This window comes from Nocardia sp. NPDC051463, assembly GCF_040681975.1.
Taxonomy (GTDB): Bacteria; Actinomycetota; Actinomycetes; order Mycobacteriales; family Mycobacteriaceae; genus Nocardia.
This window is the reverse complement of sequence record NZ_JBFBAB010000005.1, coordinates 17950-42573: the sequence shown is the minus strand read 5'-3', so window position 1 is coordinate 42573 and position 24624 is coordinate 17950. Positions and strand designations below refer to the sequence as shown.

Sequence of the window (24624 nt, the reverse complement as noted above, 5' to 3'; positions counted from 1 at the left end):
GCATGCGAGTTCTGGTCACCGGGCACCAGGGGTACCTCGGAACCGTGATGGTTCCGGTGCTGCGCGCCGACGGGCACGACGTGGTCGGACTCGATTCCGGGTTCTTCGCCGATTGCGTGCTCGGCACTCTGCCCGGCGATCCGCCCGGCATCGCCGTCGACCTCCGTGATGTGACCGTTGAGCAACTCGCTGGTTTCGACGCGGTGATCCACCTGGCCGCGCTGTCGAACGACCCGCTGGGCGCGCTGCATCCCGAGATCACCTACGACATCAACCATCACGCGTCGGTCCGGCTGGCCCGGCTCGCGAAAGCAGCGGGCGTCGCGCGCTTCTTGTATGCCTCGACCTGCTCGGTGTACGGTGCCGCCGGCGAAGAGCTGGTCACCGAGAACGCACCACTGAAGCCGATCACGCCCTATGCCGAGAGCAAGGTGCGCGTCGAGGACGACCTCGCAGCACTCGCCGACGCCGACTTCACTCCGGTCTTTCTCCGCAACGCCACGGCATTCGGTTTCTCGCCGCGGCTGCGCGCGGACATCGTGCTGAACAATCTGGTCGGGTACGCGGTGCTCACCGGGGAGGTCAAGGTGCTCTCCGATGGCACACCGTGGCGCCCACTGGTGCACGCGGCCGACATCGCGACCGCCTTCGCGACCTGCCTCACCGCGCCGACCGAGGCGATTCACTGCCGCGCGTTCAATATCGGCACCGAGGCCAACAACCTGACCGTCGCGGACATCGCGCAGGCGGTGGTGGACGCGGTGCCCGGTGCGCGCCTCAATATCACCGGGGAGAGCGGAGCCGATCCGCGCTCCTATCGCGTCGACTTCTCTGCCGCGCGCGAAGCCATCGGCTTCCATGCCGCATGGACCATCCCGGCGGGCGCGCACGAGCTGTATCGGGAATACACGGCCAGGGGACTCACCAGTGATGACTTCTTCCACCGGTTCACCAGACTTCCGCACCTCGAGAAGCTTCGTGACGCGGGGATTCTCGACGCTTCGATGCGACGGGTCGACGGTTCGGGTGTCAGCGCACTCGCATAACCAGGTGCTGCCAGCTGCCCGCGGCGCGGTCGCGGTCGGAGACGACGGTGACCGGCAACGGCCAGCCGATCGCGAGGTCCGGATCGTCGTAAGCGACACCGATATCCTCGGTCGGATCATGCGGGCGGTCGATGCGATAGCACACATCGGCCGTCGCAGTGAGCGCCTGGAAACCGTGCAAGAACCCGGGCGGGACATACAGGTGCCGGAAGTCGTTGTCGTCGAGCAGGAAAGCCTGCTGTTGCCCGAAGGTCGGCGACGAGGGCCGGATGTCGACGAGCACGTCGTGCACCGCACCGTTCGCGCACCGCACCAGTTTCGCCTCGCCGGGCCCGGAGCGGCCATGCATGCCCCGGATCACCCCGCGGGTCGAGCGCGACTGCGAGTCTTGCAGGAACGCTGCCGCGGCACCGGGCACACCCAGCGCGGCTTCGAACTCTTCGGCATCGAAAGTCCTGGTGAACAAACCGCGTTCGTCACGAAAGGGCTCCGGCGCCAGGACAAGGACATCAGCGAGTTCGGTCGGCTCGATACGCACGTGGCCATGGTGTCACGAATGTGGCCGTCGTGAACGCCGACGGTAGCCGTTGCCGCGGTTGCAGGAACGACCGGCTGACAACGGTGCTCGATCTCGGCGCCGTGCCCGCCGCAGACTACTTCCCCAGCGCCGACGCGGCAATCGGGATCGACGAGAACACGCATCCGCTCCGCATGGATGTGTGCGAGGCCTGCGGGCTCGCACAGCTGGCCGACGACGACACCCGCACCGAGGAGCCGCGCGGCGTCGAACCGCAGGCGCTGCGCGATCAGGCCGCCGATGCGATCGCCCGGGTCGCGCAGGCGGGTCTGCTGCGCGGGACCACGGTGCGTGAGTTCGGCAGCCCGCACGGTGGCACCTGGCTGCCGCTGCTCGCCGAACGCGGATTCCGCACCAGCGCTGAGCCTGCCGACATCGTGCTCGACTGCTTCGGCATCATGCACGAACCGGATCAGGCCGCGGCCGTCGCAGAACGTGCCGCCGCTACCGCACCGGACGGGCTGCTGCTGGTCCAGTACCACTCACTGGCCACCATTGTCTCGGCGGGTCAGTGGAACGCGCTGAGGCACGGACACTTTGCTTACTATTCGCTGGCCGCTCTCGTCCGGTTGCTGAAATCGGCAGGCATGAGCGTGGTGACGGCATGGGAATTCGACCTGTACGGCGGCACCGTCCTGGTCGGTGCAGTTCACGGTGCGGTCGAATCGGATCGCGCAGTGCAGGCCGTACTCGCCGCGGAGGCGGAAGCCACCAATGTTGCTGCTCTCTGTGGGCTCCAGCGCACGACCGACCAGCATGCCGAAATGTTGCGGGCATGGCTGGAAGCGATCACCGCACGCGGACAACGCGTGTACGCCTACGGCGCTGCCTCCCGCGCGGTGGCACTGTTCAGCCTGGCCGGTCTGCACCGTGGACTCGTCGCGGCGGTAGCCGACGCCTCGCCCGCCAAACACGGACGACGGATGCCCGGCACCGATATTCCGATCATCTCCCCCGCCGAACTCGTCGCGGCCCGACCGGATTCGGTGCTGCTCACACTGCGCGATCTGCTGCCCGAGGTTCGAGCCCAGTTCCCGGAGCTGGAAGGACGTTGGGTGCTCGACGACCCGGCGGGCCCTTCGGAGGGATGGTGAGATATTGCATTGAATTGGCTGTGCCGAAACCACATTGTTGCTGAATCAACCCACCGTAGTTGACATGACCAGCTTTATTTACCGCTGGTAGATCACCCTGGACGATTGAAGGGCTTGTCGCCCCCATGAGCCGGGGGTGGGGCGTCGAGCGCGCCAGCGCGCTCGGCAGTGCGAGGGGAATCCAAGGGGAAAAATCTGATGAGGGAAACAACACCGTTCCGTCGCGGTAGTCTGCGCATGCTCGCATTGGCCGCGGTCCTCGCGGCGGGCCTGATCTTCGCGAACGCCACCGCAGCCGCCGCCATCGACAGCAGCAATCAAGTCCTCGACCACAGCGACCGTTCGGTCGAGGCAATCCAATCCGATACCCGTATCGATTTCGTGGCACCGCTGGACGGAAACCCATTGACCCGCGAGTGGTTTCACACCGGTGCGGCGGCCTTCCAGATCTCCGGCCCGAACGCGCAGGACTGGACCGGCCACATCACCGTCGGCTATCAGGTCGGATTCCCGGCAACCCTCAATGGAAAACTGCGATTCGAGTGGTCGACACCGAGTCTCGGACTAGACCTCGGCGGCAGCGAAGGCGCGTTGCTGAAGCTCAACGACCTCATCCCGCGCGGTGGCATCCAGCTCGAGGTCGGTTTCGGCCCCGGCATCCAGACGGTCGAATGCGCCGGAGGCGACGTCTCCGGTTCTTCGGGATTCATCCGGATGTCCGGCTTCCACGGCACTGTCACCGGTGTCCTCGGTCCGACCAACATCCGTCCGTTCGTCCGGGTGGTCAGCTCCAGCGGCGACACGGTAATCACCTACGGCAGGCTCTGGACCATCTGAGCTCGGAAAGACCGAACGTGGCGTCCCCTGTCAAGGGGGCACCACGTTCGTCGTCGAGGAGCGTGTACAGCCGAGAGCGGGCCGTTCAGAGCAGATCTGGACGGTGCCGCACCGTCGCGACGGTGCGGATCCGCAACCGCTGCAGTGCCGCCCGCGCCAGTCGGGTGTCGCCGGCCAGCACATCGGCACGCTTCACCAACTCCGGGTGGTCGCCGGCGAGGCGGTGGTGGAATCGGAGCATATCGGTGAGCTTGCTCACCGTCGAGGTGCTGCTGCACAGGTTGAACGATGAATTCCGCCACGCGGCGGTGATTTCGGGCATTCCGTAGAACACCCCGAACGACGACACCCGTGCGAACAGGTCGACATCCATCGGGAACACCAGGTCGCCACGCAGCCCGCCGACCCGATCGAAATGCTCGCGATGGAACATCGCCGCCGCGGTCGGCCCGAAATCAGCGGGCCCGCGGCGCACGATCGTGCGGGCCAGCACCCGGGCCGGCTGCCTGCCCGCCAACCCGGCCAAACCGAGATCGGTTTCCAGCACCGCACCCGCCTCGTCGATCACCTCGAACCGGCTGGCGCAGATGGCGATCGACTCGTCGGCCATCACCGCCAACTGCGCGGTCAGCGCACCGGGTCGCAGCACGTCATCGGCACAGACCACCTTCACAAGCTTTCCGGTCGAGGCCCGGATCACGGTGTTCCAGTTGTCGCCGATCGGCAGCACGGAATCATTGCGGAGCACCCGGATGCGCGGGTCGTCGAAGGAGTGCGCGATCTCGGAGGTGGCGTCGGTGCTCGCGTTGTCGAGGACGACGAGCTCGAAATCCACATCTTGCTCCAGCACCGAGCGCAACGTCGTCGCGAGTGTGCGGGCCGAGTTGTAGGCCGGAACACATACCGACAGTGTTGTCATGACAGGTACCCCCTAAACGGTCGCGCGGCGTACCGGGCCGCTCTCCACCAACCGGAACACTCGCTCCAGGCCGGCCCGGCTGGCGTCGATCTGCTCGACGGCCTTCTGCCGCAACGAATCCCGGACAGCCGGCGCATTGTCCCACACCTCCCGGATCGCGCGGCCGAGATTGTCCTCGAGCTCCGCATCGTTCAGATGTACCACCTGCAGCCCGGCGCCGAACATTTGGGCCAGGCCGTGAAACTTGTCGTCGTAGTACTCCGAGGCGGTAATTCCGACCGCAGGAATGCCTTGCGACAGTGCGAATACCGCTAGATGATAGGCACTCGTTACAAGCAGCCTGCAACCGGCGACCTGACGTGCCACATCGCGCGCGGTGCCGCCGCGCCCGACCGGTGCCGTCGTCCGCGCCGCGCCGGCCAGCAGCGGCAAGGTCGCGAGTCGATCCTCCGAGGCGTATTCGGAGATGATCAGCGGCACCACACCGGCATCGAGCTCGGCGGCCTGGTCCCGGACCACACCGCCGAGTGTCACCTGGGCGGTCGCGCTGACCTTCGAATAGTCGGCCACCCGCAGGCACAGCCCGATATCGGTCCCGATCCGTGCGCCGCGCAACCGGTAACCGAACTCGACCGCGTCGTCACCGGTGACCATGACCCGTTCGGGCTCCACGCCGAAACCGCTCAGCAGTTCCGGGCCGCGGCGCGGCTCCCGCAGCGCGATGAAATCGGCGTCCGGCAGCACCTGCGTGGCGCGGCGCCGTAGCAGCGGATCCCGCAGCGGCCCCATGCCCTGCCCGACCATCGCGGTGGGAATGCCCAACGCGTGCGCGCGTTCGAGCAGGTTGAGGGTGCGATTGGCCTGGTAGCGATCCACATCCGTCATATAGCCGCCGCCGAGGGCGATGACCAGCGACGCCTGGGCGACCGCGGCTGGGATCTCGACAGGAAGCTCGGCGCCGACCGCCTCGACATCCGACTGGTGGTGATACCGGCGTAGGCATGCGCTGGAACGCAGGGCACGCAGCCGATCCTTCGGCCCGTCGGTCGCGGCGCGCCACCGCAGCGCCGCGGGGCCGATCAGCCTCGTGCCCGCGGTGCGCGACAGCCGTCCCTGCCAACTGTCCGATCCCCAGCACCACTCGGGTCCACAAATCGGTTCCGCCTCCGGCAGCAATGCCTGAAGCACGGCGGGCTGATGGGTCAGCACGCCGATGCGCGCATGTGGCCAGCGTTCCCGTAACCGCTCGATGGTGACGGTCATCATGGCGATATCGCCGCGATTGCGTAGCCAATACTCGCCGTTCTCGACAAGTACGCGAATGTCTTGTTGGTCGATGTCGGAATAATCTGCAACCGAATGCTCGGTCCCCACTGTGATTTCCTCCCGCCAGTCCCCCGCGGGTCGGTTCGTGTCCGGCACGAACTCGTTGTGAAATCTACCGCACCCGAGAGATGTCGGCCAGACTTGTGACCAACACTTCCGGTGGGTTTCGTTCCTTAATCCTTTGTGCGCTTATCGATTTCGCCCGTGTGGATGGCCCGCAGCGAAGCCCCGGCAAAGGCAGTGCAATAGTCGATGAGTTCGTCCATCGACACCGCCAGCCGACCGCCTTGTTTCTCCACAATGACCCGCTCCAGCATGCCGACCACCGACAACGCGAAAATATCGACGATCGGTGCGGGTGGGTGATCCGCCGGCCGTGCCTCGGTGGCGGTGGCCGCGACCAATCGCGCGAAGCGCCATAACGCATCGCGCAGGCGATGTTCCGCCCCCGCCGCGTTCGGCTCGACGAACACGATGCGAAGTTTGCGCGGATCCTGCGCCAGCGCCGTGAGATACGTACCGATCCCCGCCCGGAGCTTGCGCGTCCCCCGTGGCGGCGTCGCCTCCACCGCACGCGCCACCGAGGCGAACAACTCGTCGATGACGTGGTCGAAGACCGCCGCGAACAGCTCACGTGTCCCGGCGAACGACTCGTAGAAGTATCGGTCTGTCAGCCCTGCCGCTCGGCACAGGTCCTTGATGCCGGTCGCCGAATACCCGCGGGTGCCGAACAGCTCGAGCCCGGCGTCCAGCAGCTTTGCGCACCGGGCGGCAACCCGTGCTTCCGCGTCGACGCCGCCATAGGAGCGGACCGGCCGCCGTTGTCGCGGGGCGGCCGCGTCTGCCGTTCGCTCGCCACGCTCACTCACGACATGCGCGCCAACGTCGTTGTCATGCCTGCATTGTCTCCCATCCGCGGCGACCATCTGCTAAATATGACGATCAGGATAGTCAGAATTAGACAGGGTCTTCATGACAACTCGAGATTCATCGACACATCGCCCGCAGGACTCGGGCTTCAGCAGACGCTCGTTGCTGCGCGGCGCCGCCGCAGCGGCGGGAACCGCGGGTCTGGCGGCAACGGCGGCAATCACCTCGGGAGCGGCCGCCGCCCGAGCTCCACGCAGGCGAAATGGTCCGGCCCGCACCACCGTCGCGGTGCTCGGCGCAGGAATCGGCGGGCTCACCGCCGCCCACGAACTGGCCGAGCGCGGATTCCAGGTGACCGTCTTCGACCGCAAAGAACTCGGCGGCAAGTCGCGCACCATCCCACTGCCGGGCACCGGCGTGGACGGTCGCGCGCCGCTACCGGGTGAACACGGCGCCCGCGGCTTCACCTCGTTCTATCACCACGTGCACGACACGATGCGCCGCATACCGGTGCCCGGCACCGGCAGCACCGTCTACGACAATCTGATTCCCTTCTCGGTGAACGACCCGCGCTACCCGCGCGCGAACAACCTCCCCGACGGCTTTCCCTTGATGTTCGGGTTCTATTTCGATCCGCGCCAGGCGCTCACACCGGAGGGGATGCAGCGCATCCTCGTCGAGGTCTTCATGAAGAACAACCTCGTCCCGCTGCACGAGGCTATGTATATGGCCGGGCGGGTGATCACCTATCTCACCTCCAGCGAGGAACGCCGCTTCGGGCAGTGGGAGCACGTCAGCTGGTGGGATTTCGTCGGTGCGCGCACCCGTTCGGCACAGTTCCAGGCACTAGCGGCGACCGGCCTCACCCGCGCGCTCGTCGCCGCCAAGGAATACATGGCGAGCACCAGGACCATGGGCAACATGATGGAGGGCTTCTTCATCGCGCTGATGCAGGAGCTGACCGGCGGCCCGAAGGTATACGAGGTGCTCAACGGTCCGACCAACGAGGCCTGGCTCGATCCGTGGATCTCCCTGCTGCGCAGTATGGGCGTGCAGTTCCATCCCGGCCACGCACTGCAGGGCTTCGTGGTGGACGACGATCGGATCGGCGGCGCCCGCATCCAACGCCTGGACGGCTCCACCCAGGTCTTCGCAGCGGATTGGTATGTTTGCGCGGTGCCGACCGACCGGGCTCGCCGCCTGTGGTCGCCCGAGATCCGCGCCCTCGACCCAGCGCTGGGCCGGATGGACGCGCTCCATGTCGACTGGATGAACGGCATGCAGATGTTCGTCAGCGAGAAGCTGGAACTCGGCGCGGGATACAACATCTATCTCGATGCGCCGTGGCGGCTGACCTCCTATACCCAGCGCGCGTTCTGGGACGTCGACTACGCCGCGAAGTACGGCGACGGCAGCATCGTCGACGGTCTCACCATCGACATCGCGGACTGGGATACCCCGGGCATCCTCTTCGGGAAAACCGCCAAGCAGTGCACACGCGCGGAGATCTACCAGGAGACCTGGGCGCAGATGGCCGCGGCGCTCAACGATGACGGCAGGATTCAATTGAAGGAGGGCATTGTGCGCGAGTGGCTGCTCGACCCCGGCATCACCTGGACCGATGGGCACAACCACAACGACGAACCACTGCTGGTCAATACGATCGGGTCCTGGGCCGATCGACCCACCGCGCACACGCGGATTCCGAATCTCTTCCTTGCCGCCGACTATGTGCAGACGAATTTCGACCTGGCCACCATGGAGGGCGCCGACGAGGCAGGCCGTACCGCCGTCAACGCCCTGTTGGAGGCCGCTGGGTCGAGTGCACCGCGCGTCCGGCTGTTCACTCGCGACTCGATACCGGCTTTCGAGCCATTGCGCCGACTGGATGCGGCACGATATCGAGCGGGTCAACCGAACCTTTTCGACCTTGGTTAGATCCCGGCAAACATCCCGTCGCACTGTGATGTCGACTCGCAGTTCGCCGGGCGGTACCGTGCGCGCCCGGCAGTCGGGAGTTGAAACAGACTGTTCCAGCTACCTGTCGGTCTTCCTCGGGAGCCCGAAATGCTGGATGTCACTTAGACTGTTGCGCGGGAAGCGAGCCCGGTAGGAAGGCCCGCATCAAGATCACCAGCAACAGGGGGCAACGGTGACGGCACCGACCGGGCCGCTCCGCGTACATATGACAGGGTCCGAGTGGTTCGCCGCGGCGCCGGGTGGACTGAATCGGTACTTCACCGACCTGTTCGACGCACTCACCCGACAGCCGGATGTGGAGGTGTCCGCTGCCGCCTTCGGTGCGGCGTCCACGGACTTCGGCCCGGGCCTGCCGGGCGTCCGATCCTGGGGACCGCTCGGCGGATCCACCCTGCATCGGGCGCGCACGGCCTTCCTGGACCGCACCGAATTGCGTCGTGCAATGGTGCTCGACCGGCATTTCTGCCTGTACGGACCCGCCGCGATCGACCGACGCGGACGGGTCCCGCTCGTCGTGCACTTCCACGGTCCGTGGGCGGCCGAGAGCAGGCTCACCGGCCAGAGCGAACTGGGCGCAAAGGCGAAATACCTGGTCGAGCGCCTGCGGTACGCCGGGGCAGACCGATTCGTCGTGCTGTCCAACTACTTCCGCGACGTGCTCGCCAATGACTATCGGGTACCCGCTGAGCGGATCGAGGTCATCGCACCCGGCGTCGATCTCAGTCGATTCCGTGCGACACCGGTGCCGAACGCAGGATCCGCGGGGCGCACCGTCCTGTGTGTGCGCAGACTGGAACGCCGCATGGGCATCGCCAATCTGCTGCGCTGCTGGCCGGGCGTCCTCGACCAGCACCCCGACGCCCGTCTCGTCCTTGTCGGAACCGGCACGGCGGAGCAGGAATTGCGCGCTCAGGCCGCCGCGATGGACAGCAAGGCCGCCGAATCTATAGTCTTCGCCGGGCATATCGACGACACGCGACTCACCGAGCTCTACGAGCAGGCCGAACTGACCGTCGTCCCCACCATCGCCCTGGAAGGATTCGGCCTGATCGCGTTGGAATCGCTCGCGGCAGGCCGCGCGCCCATTGTCACCGACTGTGGCGGACTCCCGGATTCGGTCCGCGGGCTCGACCCTTCACTCATCGTGCGCGCCGGTGACGCCGAGGCACTCGGGGACCGAATTTCCGCCGCGCTGGGCGGCATCCTACCCTCCCCCGCCGAATGTCGCTCGCACGCAGAAACTTTCTCATGGGATGTCACAGCGGCGCGACATATGACGATGTACGAGGAATTAAGGCAATGACCAAAGCCCTCTTCCTCGCGCATACCGCCGCACCGTCCGGTGCCGAACTCGCCACGCTGCGGCTGTTGTCCGCACTGCGGGAGCTCGGGCGCGCCGAGGTCACGGCGATATTCACGGAGGATGGCCCGATGGTCGAGCGCATGCGGGCACGCGGGATCGAGACCCGTGTGCAGCGAAGCGGGTTCGACAGTCGTGCCATGACCATCGGATCCGGGCCCCTCCGGCTGCTCGCCGGGTTCCTCGCCCTGCTGCGCCTGGGCTGGGCGATCGGCGCCACCGCGAAACGCCTGCACGCCGAGGTGCTGGTCGCCGAGAGCAGCAAAGCGCTGGTGATGGGCGCGGTCGCCGCGCGCCGCGCGGGCATTCCGCTCGTCTGGCAGGTGCACGACCGCATCGCCGTCGACTACTTCGGTCGGGTGCCGACCCTCGTCCTGCAAGCCCTCGGGCGGCTGGTCGCGCACGGCTACATCGCTAATAGCAAAACAACATTGGCGACGCTGCGCACCGGTCGTCGCCCCGCCATCGTCGCCTACCCCGGCGTCGAATTGCACGCCGACGCCGCCGCGCACCGCGCCGACCAGCGCGTACCCGAGGAAACCGTGGTCGCCGTCGTCGGCCGACTCAGTCCATGGAAAGGCCAGGACGTCCTGCTGCGCGCCACCGCAGCCACGGCAGTCCGCCCGCACCGGATCTTTCTGATCGGTGGCACCTTCTTCGACGAAGAGCCCTATCGTGCCGAATTGGAGCAACTCGCGCGCGATCTCGCACTGCCGGTGACCTTCACCGGACACGTCGAGGACCCGAACCCCCACCTGCACGACGCCGACATCCTGGTGCACTGCTCGGTACTGCCCGAGCCGTTCGGGCAGGTCGTTGTGGAGGGCATGCACGCGGGCTGCGCGGTCATTGCCACAGGTCCGGGCGGTCCGGCGGAGATAGTCGAGCACGGCGTCAGCGGACTGCTCGTGCGCGGTGGTGACGAAAAGCAGCTCACCGCCGCGCTGGACACGCTGATCGCAGATCGCGCACTGCGTACCCGTGTGTCGGCCGCGGGCCGAGTCCGCGCGGAACACTTCGATATCGGGGCCTCGGCGCACACTGTCGCCGACTTCCTCGACACCCTCACCCGACGCACCGGCGCTGCGGGACACCCGAATCCGACCGAACGGACTCCGCCTGTCGAACGGACTCCGCCTGTCGAACGGAACCCGCATGTCTGAGCGCAAACATACGGCAGGCCACCCACCGCCGCCCGACCAACGGCCACCATCGACCACCGGCGGCGCCCACCGCAAACGCGACAGCGGCCGCAACGACAGCGGTGAACACCGCTCTCAGGGCATTGTCGCGGTACTGCGCGACATCGGCCTCGTCACCTTCGGTAAGTACGGGCAGTACGTCATCACCCTGGTGACGGTGCCGCTGATCGCCAGGGTGCTCGGGGCGCATGGTCTCGGGCTGCTCGCCATCGGCATGTCGTCGTACTTCATCGGATCGCTGCTCGTCGATCTCGGGATCACCTCCTTCCTGGCCGCGCGTGTCCACGATTCCCACGACCGCGATCGCATCGCGAACATCAACCAATTGCGCGGGGACTACCTCGCCATCCGATCCGCGATCCTCGGTCTCATCGGCGCCGCCCTCTTGCTGAGCCTGGCCGCGGGCGCGTCGGACCAAGTGGAAATGCTCCTGCTCGGGCTCTTCGCCGGCGGATTCTGGTCGGTCTCCGAAGACTGGCTGTTGATCGGGCAGGGCAGATTCGGTGCGTCCACCGGCTATCAGGCGGTCGGTAGGGTGGGCTATCTCGTGCTACTGGTCGTGGTGCTGCCGCGAATTCCCACCGCGGAGATCGCGATGCTGTGTCTGCTCGTCTCTTCGATTCCCACCGTGGTGCTGACCTGGTGGGACTCGCTGCGATCATTCGGGCCGCCCGCGCGGCCAAGGCATTTCCGCGAGGTGCTGCGCACGGGTGCACCGGTTTTCGCCTCACGCCTACTGGTCACCACCTACGGCCAGGGCGCCGCCGCGGTGTACGCCGCGGTGCTGGACGCGGTATCCCTCGGCCTGTACTCCGCGGGCGACCGGCTGGTCCGCGCCATCCAATCCACGCTCGATCCCATCGGTTTCGCACTGCTGCCGCGGATGGCCAAGCGCAGCGCCGAAGCCGGGTTCTGGCGCCGCGCTCTGCAGGCCCTTTCGGCCTGCGTGTGTCTGGCCTGCCTTGCCGTGGTCGCCGTGTGGCTGGCCGCTCCCGTGATGATCCATCTGGTCTTTGGTGACGAGTTCGCTTCGGCGGTTGGGCTGTTGCGCGTCGAGGTCTTCATGCTGCCCGCCACCACCATCACCTCGTTCATCACCACCGCGGTGCTTCCGGTGCGTCAGGACACCACCGGCGTGCTGATCGGTGCGATGCTCGGGACCTGCGTCGCGGCGGTCGCGTTGGTCATCGCCTTCCGCACCCACTCGGTGTGGACGCTGGTCTACGGCAGCGTGATCGTCGAATGGACGGTCGCGTTCTGGTATCTGGCGCGCGTCCGCACCCTCATCGGCCGCGAGCGCGCACTGTCGGCCGCCGATCCCGCGGTCGTGCTCTTGCGTGAGGAGAGACGCTCGTGAGAATCCTGTATGTCGGTGACGATTGGGTCGGCAGCAATGCCCGCTCGCTGGCCGACGGATTCCGGCAGGCCGGGCACGAGGTCGTCGTGATCGACTCCACGCCGGTCACCCTGCCCACGCGGTTGTCGCCGCCGTGGCTGTACGCCAAGGCCACGCACCGGCGCGCGCCGTGGGCTGTGGAGCAGGTCCATGCCGACATCGAGCGCGCTGCCGCCGATTTCCGGCCCGACCTGCTGTTCGCTTTCAAATCCGTACACCTCGACCAGCGGCGACTGCTGGACACCCCGGCCCGGTTGCACGTGCACTACAGCCCTGACGATGTCGCCAACCCCGAGAACATCAGTCCCGAGTATCTCGCGCACGAATCCGAATGGGACCTGATCGTCACCACCAAGCAGCACAATGTCGTCGAGTTGCGCGAGCGTGGCGCCCGCGCGGTGACTTTCGTGCGCAGCGCCTACGACCCGGCCTGGCATCATCCGGCGGCGCGACGCGGCGCCCGGCAATTCCTGCTCGGCTTCATCGGTGTGTGCCGCCCCGACCGACGCGACGACATGGTCGAGCTGGCCCGGGCCTACGGCGATCGGATGGTGGTCCGCGGTCCAGGCTGGCGTCGGGTCCCCGAATTGCGCGCCACCCGCGCGGTGGTGGCCGGACCGGTGTACGGACAGCACTATTCGGCGGTGATCGCGGACGTCACCGCCAATCTGGTGCTGCTCAACTCCGACAACCGCGACACTCACACCTGCCGCACGTTCGAAGTGCCCGCAGCGGGTGGCCTTTTCGTCGGCCAACGCACCGACGAGCACGCCGAGCTACTGCGCGACACCGTCGAATGCTTCCTGTTCACCGAAGCCGCGGAGCTCCACGAGATCGTCCGGTGGTGCGCGGCGCACCCGGAGCAGGCGGCCGCGGTCGCCGGGGCCGGGTACCGCAGGATCGTCGACGGCGGCCATCGTTATGTCGATCGCGCCCGCGAAATCATCGCCTCGCTCGCGCAACCGACGGTCGCAAGGCCCGTGAGCGGCATTGCCGTTGTGGGCAATATCGCGTTTCCAGGTAACACGGCGCACGGTGCCGACGAGTCACAGTCGTGAGTGCCTACACCGAGCTCGCGCTGATCGCGTGCGCGCTGGCCACCCTCGTGGTGGCCGCTGCATGGATTCCTGGTGTCGCACGAGTATTCGTCATCGCGCAGGCCGCATTCTGGTCGCTGTCATATGTCGCACGACCTGTCGTGCTGCTGGTGGTGAAACCGGATCCGCACTACGGCGACAACGTGCCCGATCCACGGCTGGCCGAATACGGCTACGACGACAGCATCGCGCTGGTTCTGCACCACGTCGTATTCGGCCTGTGGGTGTACGCGATGCTCATCGTCGGGTACGCGACCTGGTCGCGGCTTCGGTCCTCGATGCTGGGTGTCGCGCGCGAGCCTGCGATGATCGCCGACCCGGACTTCATCCCGGCACTGGTGGCCATCTATGCCGTCGGCGTCCTCGGACGCGGCGCGACCATTGCCGCAGGCGCCACCGGCCATGCCGGTGATGTCGACAGCGCGAACCCGATTCTCAACTTCGTCGCCATTCTCGGCACCATCGCCGCGCTCGGATTGATCATCTTCGCCAGGCCCGCGCGGCAGCTGACGACGGTACTGATGCTGGGTGGGCTGCTGGTCATGGAGCTCGGGTGGACCGTGGCCACCGAGTCCAAGACCCCGATCCTCGGCGCCGCGCTTGCGGTGGCTGTCCGCTTCGCGCTCGTCGGCTGGACCAAAGGCAAAGCCGTCGGTGTGATGGTGATCGCGGTCCTGGGCATCGGCGGCTTCGGTTGGCTGCAGTCGTTCAAGTCCACGGAATTCGCCAAAAGCGAATCGGCACTGACCAATTCGAGCTACCCCCCGATGGTGCAGCCGTTCCTCAGTATCCTGCGCCGCTTCGACCTGCTCGAGGCAGCCACCGACGCCTACTTTCACGGGCCCGGGTTCTGGGTGGCGCCCGACGAGGTGATCCGGCACGCCACCCTGACCCTGATTCCGGCTCAGTTGCTCGGCACGGAGAAGTTCCAGTCCGGCACCGCATGGGCCAACGACGTTCGCGGCGCGTCGGTGGACATGACGCGAGTCTCGGTGTCGCTGGCCGAAGGCAACGTCAACGAGGGCTATGTCCTCGGCGGCTACGCCGGTGTCGTGGTCTCGGTCGCCTTCACCTTCGGGCTGCTGCTGGCGTGGGCCAAATCGCTGTACTCCCGCTACTTCCCGATTGTGGTGCTCGGCCTTGCCATGACCGGCGCCTCCTCACTGTTCGAGCGCGGAATCCTGGGCAGCATGGAGGCACTGGGCAAGTTCGTGCAGTCCGCAGTGCTCGCATGGCTCATCTATTTGGCGGTCAAAGAGTATCGGCGGCGGGCCCGGCCCGGGCCGTCACCGCTGTCCCCGCCACAAGCAACACCAGTATTCATCGGGAAAAGAGGATCCGGGCAATGGGTTTGATCGACTACTGGCATATCGCGCGCAGGCGCTGGCTGATCATTGCCAGTGTGCTGCTGTTGTGTGTGCTCGCGGCGGTGGGGTACGCGCAAAGCCTGCCGACCACCTATGTGGCTTCCAGCAGCATGTATGTCACCATGGCCACCGGAACCTCGGTGAACGATTCCTACCAGGGCGGCCTGGCCGCGCAGCAGCGCGTGCGCTCCTACGTCGATCTCGCCAACAGCGCCACGCTGGCCAAACGCACCATCGACGATCTCGGCCTGAAGATGTCCATCGATGATCTCCAGGGCAAGATCACCGCCACCTCGCCGCCCGCCACCACCATGATCAACATTGCGGTCACCGACAGCACCCCGACGCGGGCGCGCGATATCGCCAACGGCGTGGTCGCCCAATTCCGGCGCCTCATCGGTGAACTCGAAACGATCGAGGTCGGCGCGGCGCCCGCGGCCCGCGTCGAGGTGATCGATCGTGCTGAGCTGCCCACCGGTCCGACCGGTCCGCAAACGACGCGGCTGCTCGCGCTCGGCGTGCTCGCAGGCCTCGGCCTCGGCTGCCTGGTTGCGTTCGTTCGCGATCGCACCGACCGTAGGTTGCGCACGTCCAACGAACTCGAGGCCGTGCTTACGGTGCCGATCCTCGGCATCCTCGATGCCGGCCGTCCTGGCGCCGAGGACGAAACCCGACGGCTACGCACCCGGCTGCTGCGCAATGGCGACGCCGCCGCGATCATGTTGACCAGTCTGACGACCACATCGGAATCGGACGTCACCATGGCGCTGGCGAAATCGTTCGCCGACACCGGCCGTCATGTGGTGCTCGTCGATGCCGACACGTCGAACGCGGGTCGTCTACAGCCCTACGCCTCGGACCAGTCCCCCGGATTGGCTCGTGTACTGCGCGGCTCGGCACAGGTTCCGGAATCGGTGACCTGGTGGCAGCAGACCGGTGTCTCGGTGCTGCCGCTCGGTGACACCGATCCGCAGACCTCCGATCTGCTGGCCTCCGATCGGTTCTCGGCCGTCATTGCCAAACTGCGCACCGACTTCGATCACGTCATCGTGCAGGTGGCCCCGATCACCGGCGCTGCCGATGCCATCGCTCTGGCCGGACTGTTCGATCAGACCCTGGCCGTCGTCCAGCTCGGCGGCACCTCCACCGCACAGGTGCGCGGCGCGCTCGCCACCTTCGGCGACGCCACGCTCACCGGTGTTGTCGCCCATAGTGTTCCGAGCAGCCGCCTGCAGCGACTGATGGGGAGGCCATGAGGATGGCCGAGGACGCCGTCGGTCGACGACGACTGCTCGCCGCATCGCTGGGCGCCGCCGCAGCGCTTCCGCTCGCGGCGTGTGCCTCTTCCGATCCCCCCGGTAACCCCTTCCGCTCGCCCAACGTCACCGACGCACCCGCGGCGCGCAATGTCCGTGACTTCGGCGCGGTCGGTGACGGCGTCGCCGACGACACCGCCGCGTTCGCTGCGGCGGCCGCGGTCGGCGGCACGCCGCTGGTGCTCTACCTACCCGCCGGGCACTACATGGTGCGGTCGTGGCCGGAAATGTCTGATTACGCAACGGTCCTCGGCGACGGCGCGGATGTGTCGGTTGTGGTCTGCGACGCGGACACCACCTTGATCAACCTCCGCAAGCGCAATCGGATCCGCTTCGCCCGCCTCGGCATCTTCATGACGGCGCCGCACTCCACCGCCGTCGTGCTCTCGGAATGCTTCCGCTGTTCGTTCGACGCCGTGGTGATCCGCGGCAACCATCTCAGCGACAACCATCCACGCTTTCTGGAGCAGCGCGGTGTCGTCCTCGAAAACAATTCCGGCGGTACCGCATTCATCAACTGCGACATCAATAATTTCGGCGTGGGCATCGTCACGTCGTGCATCCAGAACTACGTCACCTCCTCCAAGCTCACCAGCAACTACATCGGGGTGCTCGGGACCGGCAGCGACCACAATGCCGGACTTGCCCTGACGAATGTCGAATTCGTCTCCGATAACGACCCGCACACCACCGACAAGCACATCGCCATCGACGGCGCTGCCAATGACTGGTGGCTGACCAATGTCTGGTTCGAGGGCGCCGACATCGCGCTGTCGATCGGCCAGCGCGATCGGGGCGGACCCGCACAATTCGGCATGACCAACTGCAAGGTCGCCGCCCGCTCCGTCGGCGTCGACCTGGTCTACTGCCGTCAGCCCTATCTCGCCAATGTGCAATTCGACGCCGACCTCGACAAGCCGCCGATCGAGCTGCGCATTGATCCCGCGGGCTGCCCCGAGGGCACCGCCATCAACCTGATCTCCAGTTCCACCGATGAACTCAGTCCGACGATGTTCCCGGACGCCTGGCATGTGATGGGCCGCAACAGCGTGCATTCACCGCGGTTCACCGGAACGATCGTCGGCAGGGCCGGGCGCGGCGACACCGATATCTTCCAGGCCCAGACCGCAGACGGAGCCGTGCGCTCCGCTGTCCTCTCCAGTGGTACATGGCTTTCCGATCATCCGGGCAGCGGGATCGTGCTCAAGGATCCGGCAGGCGGCTATTGGCGACTCGCGGTAGCGACCGACGGTGCGGTGAAGACGACCTCGCTCGGTAGTCAGCGACCCCGGGAGTGAGCCGTGACCGATCACCCACCTTCGTTGTCCGGTATCGGACTCGGGCCGGCCACCCTGCACGGCGTCATCGTCGTACTGCGGCCGCCCCGGATCGCGGACTACGCACAGTGGCGTCGGATTCGGTTGCGCGATCAGCGGACCATCGAGCCGTTCTGGACCAGTTCACCGCTGAACTGGTCGGCGCGGCACAGCGGAAAGCAGTGGATTCGTGAATGTCTCATGGTCCGCACGCAGGCGCGTGCGGGTCGGCGGCTTTCCACGGTGATCGAGGTCGCAGGCCGCTTCGCCGGGCAGATCGAGCTCGTCTCGATCGAACCCGACGCCGGGTCCGCGGAGCTGGGTCTCTGGGTGGATACCGACGTGGCACGGCACGGTTTCGGCGGACTCGCGGCAGCGCTCATCCTGGACTTCGCGTTCGGGGCGGCAGGCCTGCAACGCCTCACCGCCCCGATCTCGCCCGCCAACATCGCGACCTCGCGCGGCGCGACATTGATGGGGTTTCGACGCGAGGCGATGATGACGCGATATTTCGATGTCGGCGGCGCCCGGCGTGATCACGAACTGTGGGCGATCACCAGGGATGCGGTTCCGCCGAACGGTTTCACGGCCAGCTGGATCACCCGCTACGACGGCCAGGAGTCGGCCGTAGCCGCACCGGCCCCGCCGAGCGCTCCCGAGGCGGCATCGATTCCGGCGACCACCGTGCTCGTCGCCACCGCCCGGTATTACGCGGGCCGCGCATTGCACATGCTGGATCCGCTGCGGACACCGAAACCGATCCGGCTCACCGACGCCGAACATCCCGCCCTGGTGCTGCGTAGCCGTCGGCGTGGAGACTGGGCGCAGTGGTGCTCGGTGCGCATGCACAGCAGAGACCGGCTCGATCCGGAACCCGGCGGCTCCGAAGCCGCCTGGGCGGCACGGCATTCCCGTTTCCGGTGGTGGCGCGAATTGCTGCGCGCCAGGGCGGGTCTGCATTCCCGGACCGGACTGGTGCTCGCCATCGAGGTGGACGGCGCGTACATCGGCGAAGGCCGACTGTTCGACCTCGACATGTTCGACCGCAATGCGAAGATGTTCGTCTGGACCGACACCGCCTGTGCTGAACCGACCCGACTCGCGGCCACCCAACTGCTGCTCGACTACGCCGTCGCCGAGCTCGGCCTGTGCCGGGTCGAGACGGCCATCGAACTCGACGATCTCGGTGCCGCCGAAGTCGCCGCTCGGGTCGGGATGCTCCGCGAGGGCAGGATGCACTCCTATGTCGGCGCTACCGGTCGGCGCGCCGATCACGACCTCTGGGCGGTAACCACATCGACCGACCAGTCCTCACGAGGACACGTCTCTGAGCCGGACGTACTGTGATGCCGAGATCCATCGCGCGCAAAACAGATTCGTGCCGACGGCTTTCTGTGTGCGTACCTCACGACCCATCGGGAGCCGACCATGGTCCATGTCTCGGGTAGCAACCCGTCGGCCGATCGCCGACCCTTCACCCGCAGCAACGAACTCCAAGCCCGCCTGCACGATCTGGTGCCCGGCGGCGCGCACACCTACGCGCGCGGCGCCGACCAATATCCCGAGTTCATGGCGCCGATTCTGGTCCGCGGCAGCGGTGCACGGGTGTGGGACGCCGACGGCAACTGGTATGTCGAATACGGGATGGGGCTGCGTTCGGTCACGCTCGGGCACGGGTTCCGGCCGGTGCTGGACGCGGTCACCGCGGCGATCGCCGACGGGGTCAGCTTCAGCCGCCCGACCGAGCTGGAAGTGCTTGCCGCACAGGATTTCCTGACCCTGGTGCCAGGCGCGGACATGGTCAAGTTCGCCAAGAACGGCTCCGATGCGACAACGGCGGCGGTGCGGCTGGCCCGCGCCGCGACCGGGCGCACGGTCATCGCGATGTGTGATCAGCCGTTCTTCTCGGTCGACGACTGGTTCATCGGGACCACGCCGATGGACAGCGGCATCCCCCGAGACGTGGCTGCGGGCACCATGAAGTTTCGCTACAACGACCTGCCCTCCCTCGCGGCGGTGCTCGACACCGGCGCGGTCGCCGCCGTCGTCATGGAGGCGGCCACCGCGCTCGCCGAACCGGAACCCGGCTTCCTCGAGGGCGTTCGCGAGCTGTGCGACCGCTACGGCACCCTGCTCGTCTTCGACGAGATGATCACCGGATTCCGCTGGTCGGCCGGTGGCGCCCAAGCGGTGTACGGCGTCCGCCCCGACCTGTCGTGCTGGGGCAAGGCCATGGGCAACGGCTTCCCCATCTCGGCGCTGGCAGGCAAACGCGAGTTCATGGAACTCGGTGGCCTGCGCACCGAGCACGACCGCGTATTCCTGTTGTCCACGACGCACGGCCCGGAATCGGGCTCGCTGGCCGCCTTCCGTGCCGTGGTCGACGAATATCGCACCGGTGACCCGGTTTCCCGTATGGAACATGCCGGGCAGCTGCTCGCCGACGGCGTGAATGCGGTCGCGGCCGAACTCGGTATCGCCGACTACCTGCAGGTGCTCGGCCGCCCGTCCTGCCTGATCTTCGTCACCCGAGATCCCGAGGGGAAGCCGTCCCAAGAGTTCCGCACCCTGTTTCTCCAGGAACTCCTCGAACGTGGCGTCCTCGGGCAATCCTTCGTCACCTCCGCCGCCCACACCGACGCCGACATCGCCCACACTGTCAGCGCGTGCCGGGAGGCAGCGGCGGTATATCGCAAGGCGATCGAGCAGGGTGGTGTGGACGGATTGCTCGAAGGCCGACCCGTCGCACCCGCATTGCGCCGACACACCGCACCCCGCAGGATCGACCCGACATGAATCCGCTCCTCGGTCCATCATGGACCGGCCCCGTGCTCCGACAGGAAGTCGAATGACCCATCGCCGCGCCGACGGCAACGACGCATGCACACCGATCACCGAGTCGGTGCGCATGAACGAGCCTCGCCTCGCGATCGTGCACGAACGTTTCACCGAGTTCGGCGGCTCCGAGGCCGTTATCGGCGAATTCGTCGAAACCTGGCCGCACGCAGAGGTATTCGCACCGATCATCGAGCCGGGCGGGGTTCGGACGCCACTGAAGACGGTGCATGACACGTGGCTCAGCCGGGCCCATGCCGCCACCGGTCGCCGTTCGCATGCCCCGCTGTTGCCCTTCGTACCGCGAGCCTTGCGCCGCCTGCCGCTGCGCGGCCGGTTCGACGCGGTTCTCATCAGTCATCACTCCTTCGCTACGCAGGCCGTATTCGCCACGGATGCACCGACCATCGTCTATGTCCACAGCCCCGCTCGCTGGGCGTGGGACGCCGAATTCCGCGCTCGAGAGGCGGGCGGGCGGGCGGGGCAGCTGGCCCTGACCGCCCTCGGCGGGCTCGCCCGGCGCGCCGAACTGCGGGCCGCACCACACCTCACCCACATCATCGCCAATTCCCATGCCGTCGCCGACCGCGTCCAGGATTGGTGGGGCCTGCCCGCCACGGTCGTCAACCCACCGGTGCAGGTCGAGCAGTTCACTCTGGATGCCGCGATCCCCCGCGAGGACTTCTTCCTGTTCGCGGGCAGGCTGGTTCCCTACAAGCGTCCCGATCTCGCCATCCGCGCCGCCCAACGCGCAGGAGTCCGCCTTGTCGTTCTCGGCGACGGCCGCTTCCGCAGCCAGCTCGATGCCATCGCGGGCCCCGAAACCACCTTCCTGGGCGCCACGTCCTTCGACATGCTGCTCGACACCTACCGGCGCTGCGCTGCGCTGCTCATGCCGGGCATCGAGGATTTCGGCATCGTCCCGGTCGAGGCAATGGCCTGTGGCACACCGGTTCTCGCCGTCGGACAGGGCGGCGCGCTCGATACCGTCCGCCCTGGTGTCACCGGTGCGTACGTCGACCACGGTAGCGACGAGCACGTCATCGAAGGTATGGCCGCGGCCATGCGTGCCTTCGATCCGACCGCCTACCACCCCACAACCATCCGGGACCACGCAATGTCCTTCTCCCCCAGCGCCTTCCGCGCTAACATCGCCGAAACGGTCGCCGCCGTCACGCAGCGATCGTGACGGCGGCTACCGCGACTGGGCGCTATTGCTCGGCGAGATCCGTTCTCAGGCGCCGCAACGCGGAGCGGATTCGGGATTTCGCGGCGGGCAACCCGATGCCGAGGCGGGCCGCGACCTGCGGGTAGGTCAGACCGCGATAGTAGGCGAGGGTGATGGATTCGCGTTGCAGCGAGCTCAGGCCGATCAGGCTCCTGCGGACGACGTCGCGGTCGTGGTTGCGCAGGGTTTGCTCGGCGACCACATCCATCGGCGGCTGATAGGCACGGGTGCCCCACTGGTGATTGTGGTCGACGGTCGCCCGCTCGTGCCGTACCCGGTCCACCGCCTGCCGATGGGCAAGCATACGCAACCACGTCAGTGCCGATCCGCGACGTTCATCGAAGCTGCCCGCACACCGCCACACTTCCAAGTAGACGTCCTGGCAGGTTTCTTCGGCATATCCGGGGTCGCGGACTACGGCGAGAACTCGCGCAAATACCAGGTTTCGCGTGCGGCGATACAACTGCGCAAATGCGTCACGATCGCCATTACCGATGCGGTGCACCAATTCTGCATCGAGCATGGTCACGATTGCCCCCTGACAAACAGTGATACGACAAGAAGGAGATACGTCGAAACACTCCGTCGAGGGCATGGACGGTGCTGTGCGGTAAACGAATCCGGCCGAGGACAGGGGCCATAGGATCCACCGGCCGCCAGACTACCGGTTGTTAGCGACGTGTCGCCGCGAATTCGTCGATACGGTGAATATCGAGAATTGCTGGGGCAGAATCAGATCCGAATCCCGAGCTCCACGATGGCTTTGGCGACCGCCTGCACCGGCACGCGATTGGTCCGCGCATGGGCCCGGATGAGCTCGTAAGCGGCCTCAGGTGTCGTCCGCCGGGCATTGGCGAGCACACCCTTGGCTTGCTCGACGATGATCCGGGTATCCAGCGCGTGGGTCAACTGCTCGGTCAGCTGTTGCTGGCGACGAATGACGGCCGACTGGACAATGTGCCCGGCCGCCATGCTGGCGAGCAACCCGCCCACCGAGAGATCTTGTTCGGTCCAGTCGCGTGGCTCGCGCGTGTACATACAGAGTGCCCCCACCGTGCTGTCTCCCGACCGCATCGGTACCGCCGCCACCGACGAAACCTGTTGCCGCACTGCCTCGGCGCCGAATTCCGGCCATACCGCACGACCGCCGATGTCGGTGACCGCGACGGGTTCGCCGTGCCGCAACACCGCCACGCACGGACCGCGCCCGGTGCGGTGCTGACAGAGCTCGACCTCCAGCAAGGCGTCGGGTGTCGCCGCAGTGAACCTCTCCGCCCCGTCCTGGGCGAGCGTCACCGTGCAGCCAGCCAGATCCAGCGCGTCCGCGGCGCTGTCCATCAGTTGCCGCACCATCCACGAGGTCTCGCCGACAACAGCGACCGCGTCCGCGAGCCGCGACACTGCCGCAACGAGCACCTGACTGTCCGACACCCGCACCACCCCGCACACGAAGACCGATCGCCCTGTCGAGTCCAACGCCGCACTCGCCGATATTTCCATGGTATGGCGTGTTGGCGAATTCCGTTGCTCTCGTACACAATCGGTGGGGCCGATACGCTCGGCCCGCTGGATGTCACCAGGGACGACATGGCTCGACCCGAACGAACACAGCGTCATGCACAGTCAGGGTATTTCGCTGAATTTCTTCCGCGTAAATGTGTCGAATCCGGGAGACTGCCATGGAATCCGCGTTCGGTGATCGGCGGCATCCGGAACCAGCAGAGCCGCTGCGACATTCATCCGCTTGCCCGGAAAACAGTGACAACTCCGGAGTTTCGGCTCCTTTATCGCGTTCGCCGATCCGATCCCTCGCGGGTCTCGATGAAGATCCGACGTGTTCGAGCTGTCCCAGCAAACTATTGGAGGCTTGCCTCGATTCGACCGGCGCCGACCAAGCCGGTCTACTGCTCGCCGATCAGCGCGGCGAGCTGCGCACACTCGCAGCCGGCAACGAACGACCGGCGCTGTTGCGCCTGCTGCAGTTCGCGGCCGTCGACGGACCGAGTCGCCATGCCTATCATCCGTGTAATGCCCGCACACCGACGCTCGCCTCGCCGACCTCGCCGAGGGCCGGATCGACACCGCCGACATCGTCGTCGAACCACCGGAATGCGCTCAGGTCGTCGGTGATCAGTCGACGTCGAATCGGATCCGGTCGGCGACCACCGACTCGGCCACCTCGGCCAGCGATATCCCGTGCGCGAAGGCATAGGCACGCAACCGCGCGTAGGCATCTGCCGCGCGAATACCCGACTGCCCGATAACTATTCCGGCCGCTTGATGGATCACGCCACTTGTCAACGGCTGATCCCACCACTGCTGCACGCCATGACCCGGTTGCGCAGTCCGCGCGACCAACTGTGCGATCACCAGATCTGCGATGTGCAGGCCCGCCGAGATCAATGCCGGCCGCGGCAGACCGGGATGCTCGCCGTAGAGATCGAGGGCACCCAACCAGACCGCGCCGAGGTGCAATGGCACCGCGACCATCGGCCCGCAAATTCTCTGGTGCCCAATCCTTTCGATGCGAGCGAGCTCCGCGGCGAAACCGGGCCACCGCTCACTGCTGGCCGCCAGGTCGGCCAGCGACACCGGGACACCCTCCGTGACTGCCTCCACCGCAGGCCCCTGGCCGAGGGTGGTCTGCACCGTCTCGACAAGGACGGCGACACCGTCACTCGCACACCAGGGTTGCAGCCCCGCATCGCGTTCCCGCATGAGAATCGCGGCGCGACGTACCGGCAACACCTGCACGCACGCATCGGCCAGCGCGGAGATCCCGCCACCGCCGATCGACAGCGCCGACAGGAAGCCATCGGTCAGGTGATCGAACCGCGCCACACTCATCCTACGAACTA

At 66.6% G+C, this 24624-nt stretch carries 21 protein-coding genes; 14 read left to right on the top strand and 7 right to left on the bottom strand.

Annotated elements, in window-relative coordinates; translation table 11 throughout:
• The first annotated feature begins 2 nt into the window (after positions 1 to 2).
• Positions 3 to 1046 carry an SDR family oxidoreductase gene (locus tag AB0M74_RS10095; RefSeq protein ID WP_364904792.1) on the top strand — a complete coding sequence of 348 codons (1044 nt, stop codon included), beginning with the start codon at positions 3 to 5 and terminating at the stop codon, positions 1044 to 1046.
• Here AB0M74_RS10095 and rfbC read toward each other — a convergent pair.
• Positions 1030 to 1584: a dTDP-4-dehydrorhamnose 3,5-epimerase gene (gene rfbC, locus AB0M74_RS10090; RefSeq protein ID WP_364904244.1), complete on the bottom strand. Its 555-nt coding sequence runs from the start codon at positions 1582 to 1584 to the stop codon at positions 1030 to 1032. The two genes, AB0M74_RS10095 and rfbC, sit on opposite strands and share 17 nt — an antisense overlap.
• 29 nt (positions 1585 to 1613) lie before the next feature.
• Between rfbC and AB0M74_RS10085 the strand changes: the two genes are divergently transcribed.
• A complete protein-coding gene (locus AB0M74_RS10085; protein ID WP_364904241.1) occupies positions 1614 to 2717 on the top strand; it encodes a methyltransferase domain-containing protein in 1104 nt (367 codons plus the stop codon).
• Positions 2718 to 2915: 198 nt separating this feature from the next.
• A complete protein-coding gene (locus AB0M74_RS10080) occupies positions 2916 to 3554 on the top strand; it encodes an MspA family porin (protein WP_364904239.1) in 639 nt (212 codons plus the stop codon).
• Positions 3555 to 3639: 85 nt separating this feature from the next.
• On the opposite strand, the gene AB0M74_RS10075 is transcribed toward AB0M74_RS10080, so the two are convergent.
• The 3 genes from AB0M74_RS10075 to AB0M74_RS10065 all read right to left on the bottom strand — a co-directional run bounded on the left by AB0M74_RS10075 (position 3640) and on the right by AB0M74_RS10065 (position 6668).
• The gene (locus AB0M74_RS10075; RefSeq protein WP_364904236.1) at positions 3640 to 4473 is read right to left on the bottom strand and encodes a glycosyltransferase; all 834 of its coding nucleotides are present in this window, start codon (positions 4471 to 4473) and stop codon (positions 3640 to 3642) included.
• Positions 4474 to 4485: 12 nt separating this feature from the next.
• Positions 4486 to 5847 (bottom strand): polysaccharide pyruvyl transferase family protein, encoded by a 1362-nt coding sequence (locus tag AB0M74_RS10070; protein WP_364904234.1) that lies wholly within the window; start codon positions 5845 to 5847, stop codon positions 4486 to 4488.
• A gap of 125 nt (positions 5848 to 5972) precedes the next feature.
• On the bottom strand, positions 5973 to 6668 hold the full coding sequence (locus AB0M74_RS10065) for a TetR/AcrR family transcriptional regulator (protein ID WP_364904231.1): 696 nt from the start codon (positions 6666 to 6668) through the stop codon (positions 5973 to 5975).
• A 103-nt stretch (positions 6669 to 6771) separates the two neighbouring features.
• Between AB0M74_RS10065 and AB0M74_RS10060 the strand changes: the two genes are divergently transcribed.
• The 11 genes from AB0M74_RS10060 (at position 6772) to AB0M74_RS10010 (ending at position 21727) form a co-directional block, all read left to right on the top strand.
• Positions 6772 to 8607 carry an FAD-dependent oxidoreductase gene (locus AB0M74_RS10060; protein WP_364904229.1) on the top strand — a complete coding sequence of 612 codons (1836 nt, stop codon included), beginning with the start codon at positions 6772 to 6774 and terminating at the stop codon, positions 8605 to 8607.
• Positions 8608 to 8854: 247 nt separating this feature from the next.
• Complete coding sequence (locus AB0M74_RS10055) at positions 8855 to 9952, top strand: glycosyltransferase family 4 protein (RefSeq protein ID WP_364904227.1); 1098 nt, start codon at positions 8855 to 8857, stop codon at positions 9950 to 9952.
• Positions 9949 to 11172, top strand: coding sequence for a glycosyltransferase family 4 protein (locus AB0M74_RS10050; protein WP_364904225.1), 1224 nt, complete (start codon positions 9949 to 9951; stop codon positions 11170 to 11172). The genes AB0M74_RS10055 and AB0M74_RS10050 overlap by 4 nt, the downstream gene beginning before the upstream one ends.
• Positions 11165 to 12568, top strand: coding sequence for a lipopolysaccharide biosynthesis protein (locus AB0M74_RS10045; RefSeq protein WP_364904223.1), 1404 nt, complete (start codon positions 11165 to 11167; stop codon positions 12566 to 12568). The genes AB0M74_RS10050 and AB0M74_RS10045 overlap by 8 nt, the downstream gene beginning before the upstream one ends.
• On the top strand, positions 12565 to 13665 hold the full coding sequence (locus tag AB0M74_RS10040) for a glycosyltransferase (protein WP_364904220.1): 1101 nt from the start codon (positions 12565 to 12567) through the stop codon (positions 13663 to 13665). Before AB0M74_RS10045 ends, AB0M74_RS10040 begins: the two co-directional genes overlap by 4 nt.
• On the top strand, positions 13662 to 15059 hold the full coding sequence (locus tag AB0M74_RS10035; protein ID WP_364904218.1) for a hypothetical protein: 1398 nt from the start codon (positions 13662 to 13664) through the stop codon (positions 15057 to 15059). Before AB0M74_RS10040 ends, AB0M74_RS10035 begins: the two co-directional genes overlap by 4 nt.
• The gene (locus tag AB0M74_RS10030) at positions 15050 to 16327 is read left to right on the top strand and encodes a protein tyrosine kinase (RefSeq protein ID WP_364904216.1); all 1278 of its coding nucleotides are present in this window, start codon (positions 15050 to 15052) and stop codon (positions 16325 to 16327) included. The genes AB0M74_RS10035 and AB0M74_RS10030 overlap by 10 nt, the downstream gene beginning before the upstream one ends.
• Positions 16328 to 16329: 2 nt before the next feature.
• Positions 16330 to 17685 (top strand): glycosyl hydrolase family 28-related protein, encoded by a 1356-nt coding sequence (locus tag AB0M74_RS10025; RefSeq protein ID WP_364904213.1) that lies wholly within the window; start codon positions 16330 to 16332, stop codon positions 17683 to 17685.
• A gap of 3 nt (positions 17686 to 17688) precedes the next feature.
• A complete protein-coding gene (locus AB0M74_RS10020; RefSeq protein WP_364904211.1) occupies positions 17689 to 19050 on the top strand; it encodes a GNAT family protein in 1362 nt (453 codons plus the stop codon).
• An 81-nt stretch (positions 19051 to 19131) separates the two neighbouring features.
• Positions 19132 to 20499: a glutamate-1-semialdehyde 2,1-aminomutase gene (locus tag AB0M74_RS10015; protein ID WP_364904209.1), complete on the top strand. Its 1368-nt coding sequence runs from the start codon at positions 19132 to 19134 to the stop codon at positions 20497 to 20499.
• 112 nt (positions 20500 to 20611) lie between these two features.
• Positions 20612 to 21727 carry a glycosyltransferase gene (locus AB0M74_RS10010; RefSeq protein ID WP_364904789.1) on the top strand — a complete coding sequence of 372 codons (1116 nt, stop codon included), beginning with the start codon at positions 20612 to 20614 and terminating at the stop codon, positions 21725 to 21727.
• A 22-nt stretch (positions 21728 to 21749) separates the two neighbouring features.
• Here the strand turns inward: AB0M74_RS10010 and AB0M74_RS10005 are convergent, their stop codons facing one another.
• The 3 genes from AB0M74_RS10005 to AB0M74_RS09995 form a co-directional block, all read right to left on the bottom strand.
• Positions 21750 to 22289 (bottom strand): sigma-70 family RNA polymerase sigma factor, encoded by a 540-nt coding sequence (locus tag AB0M74_RS10005; protein WP_364904787.1) that lies wholly within the window; start codon positions 22287 to 22289, stop codon positions 21750 to 21752.
• 209 nt (positions 22290 to 22498) lie between these two features.
• Positions 22499 to 23197 (bottom strand): GAF and ANTAR domain-containing protein, encoded by a 699-nt coding sequence (locus AB0M74_RS10000; RefSeq protein WP_364904206.1) that lies wholly within the window; start codon positions 23195 to 23197, stop codon positions 22499 to 22501.
• Between the two features lie 699 nt (positions 23198 to 23896).
• Positions 23897 to 24613 (bottom strand): GAF and ANTAR domain-containing protein, encoded by a 717-nt coding sequence (locus tag AB0M74_RS09995; protein WP_364904204.1) that lies wholly within the window; start codon positions 24611 to 24613, stop codon positions 23897 to 23899.
• Positions 24614 to 24624: the final 11 nt, after the last annotated feature.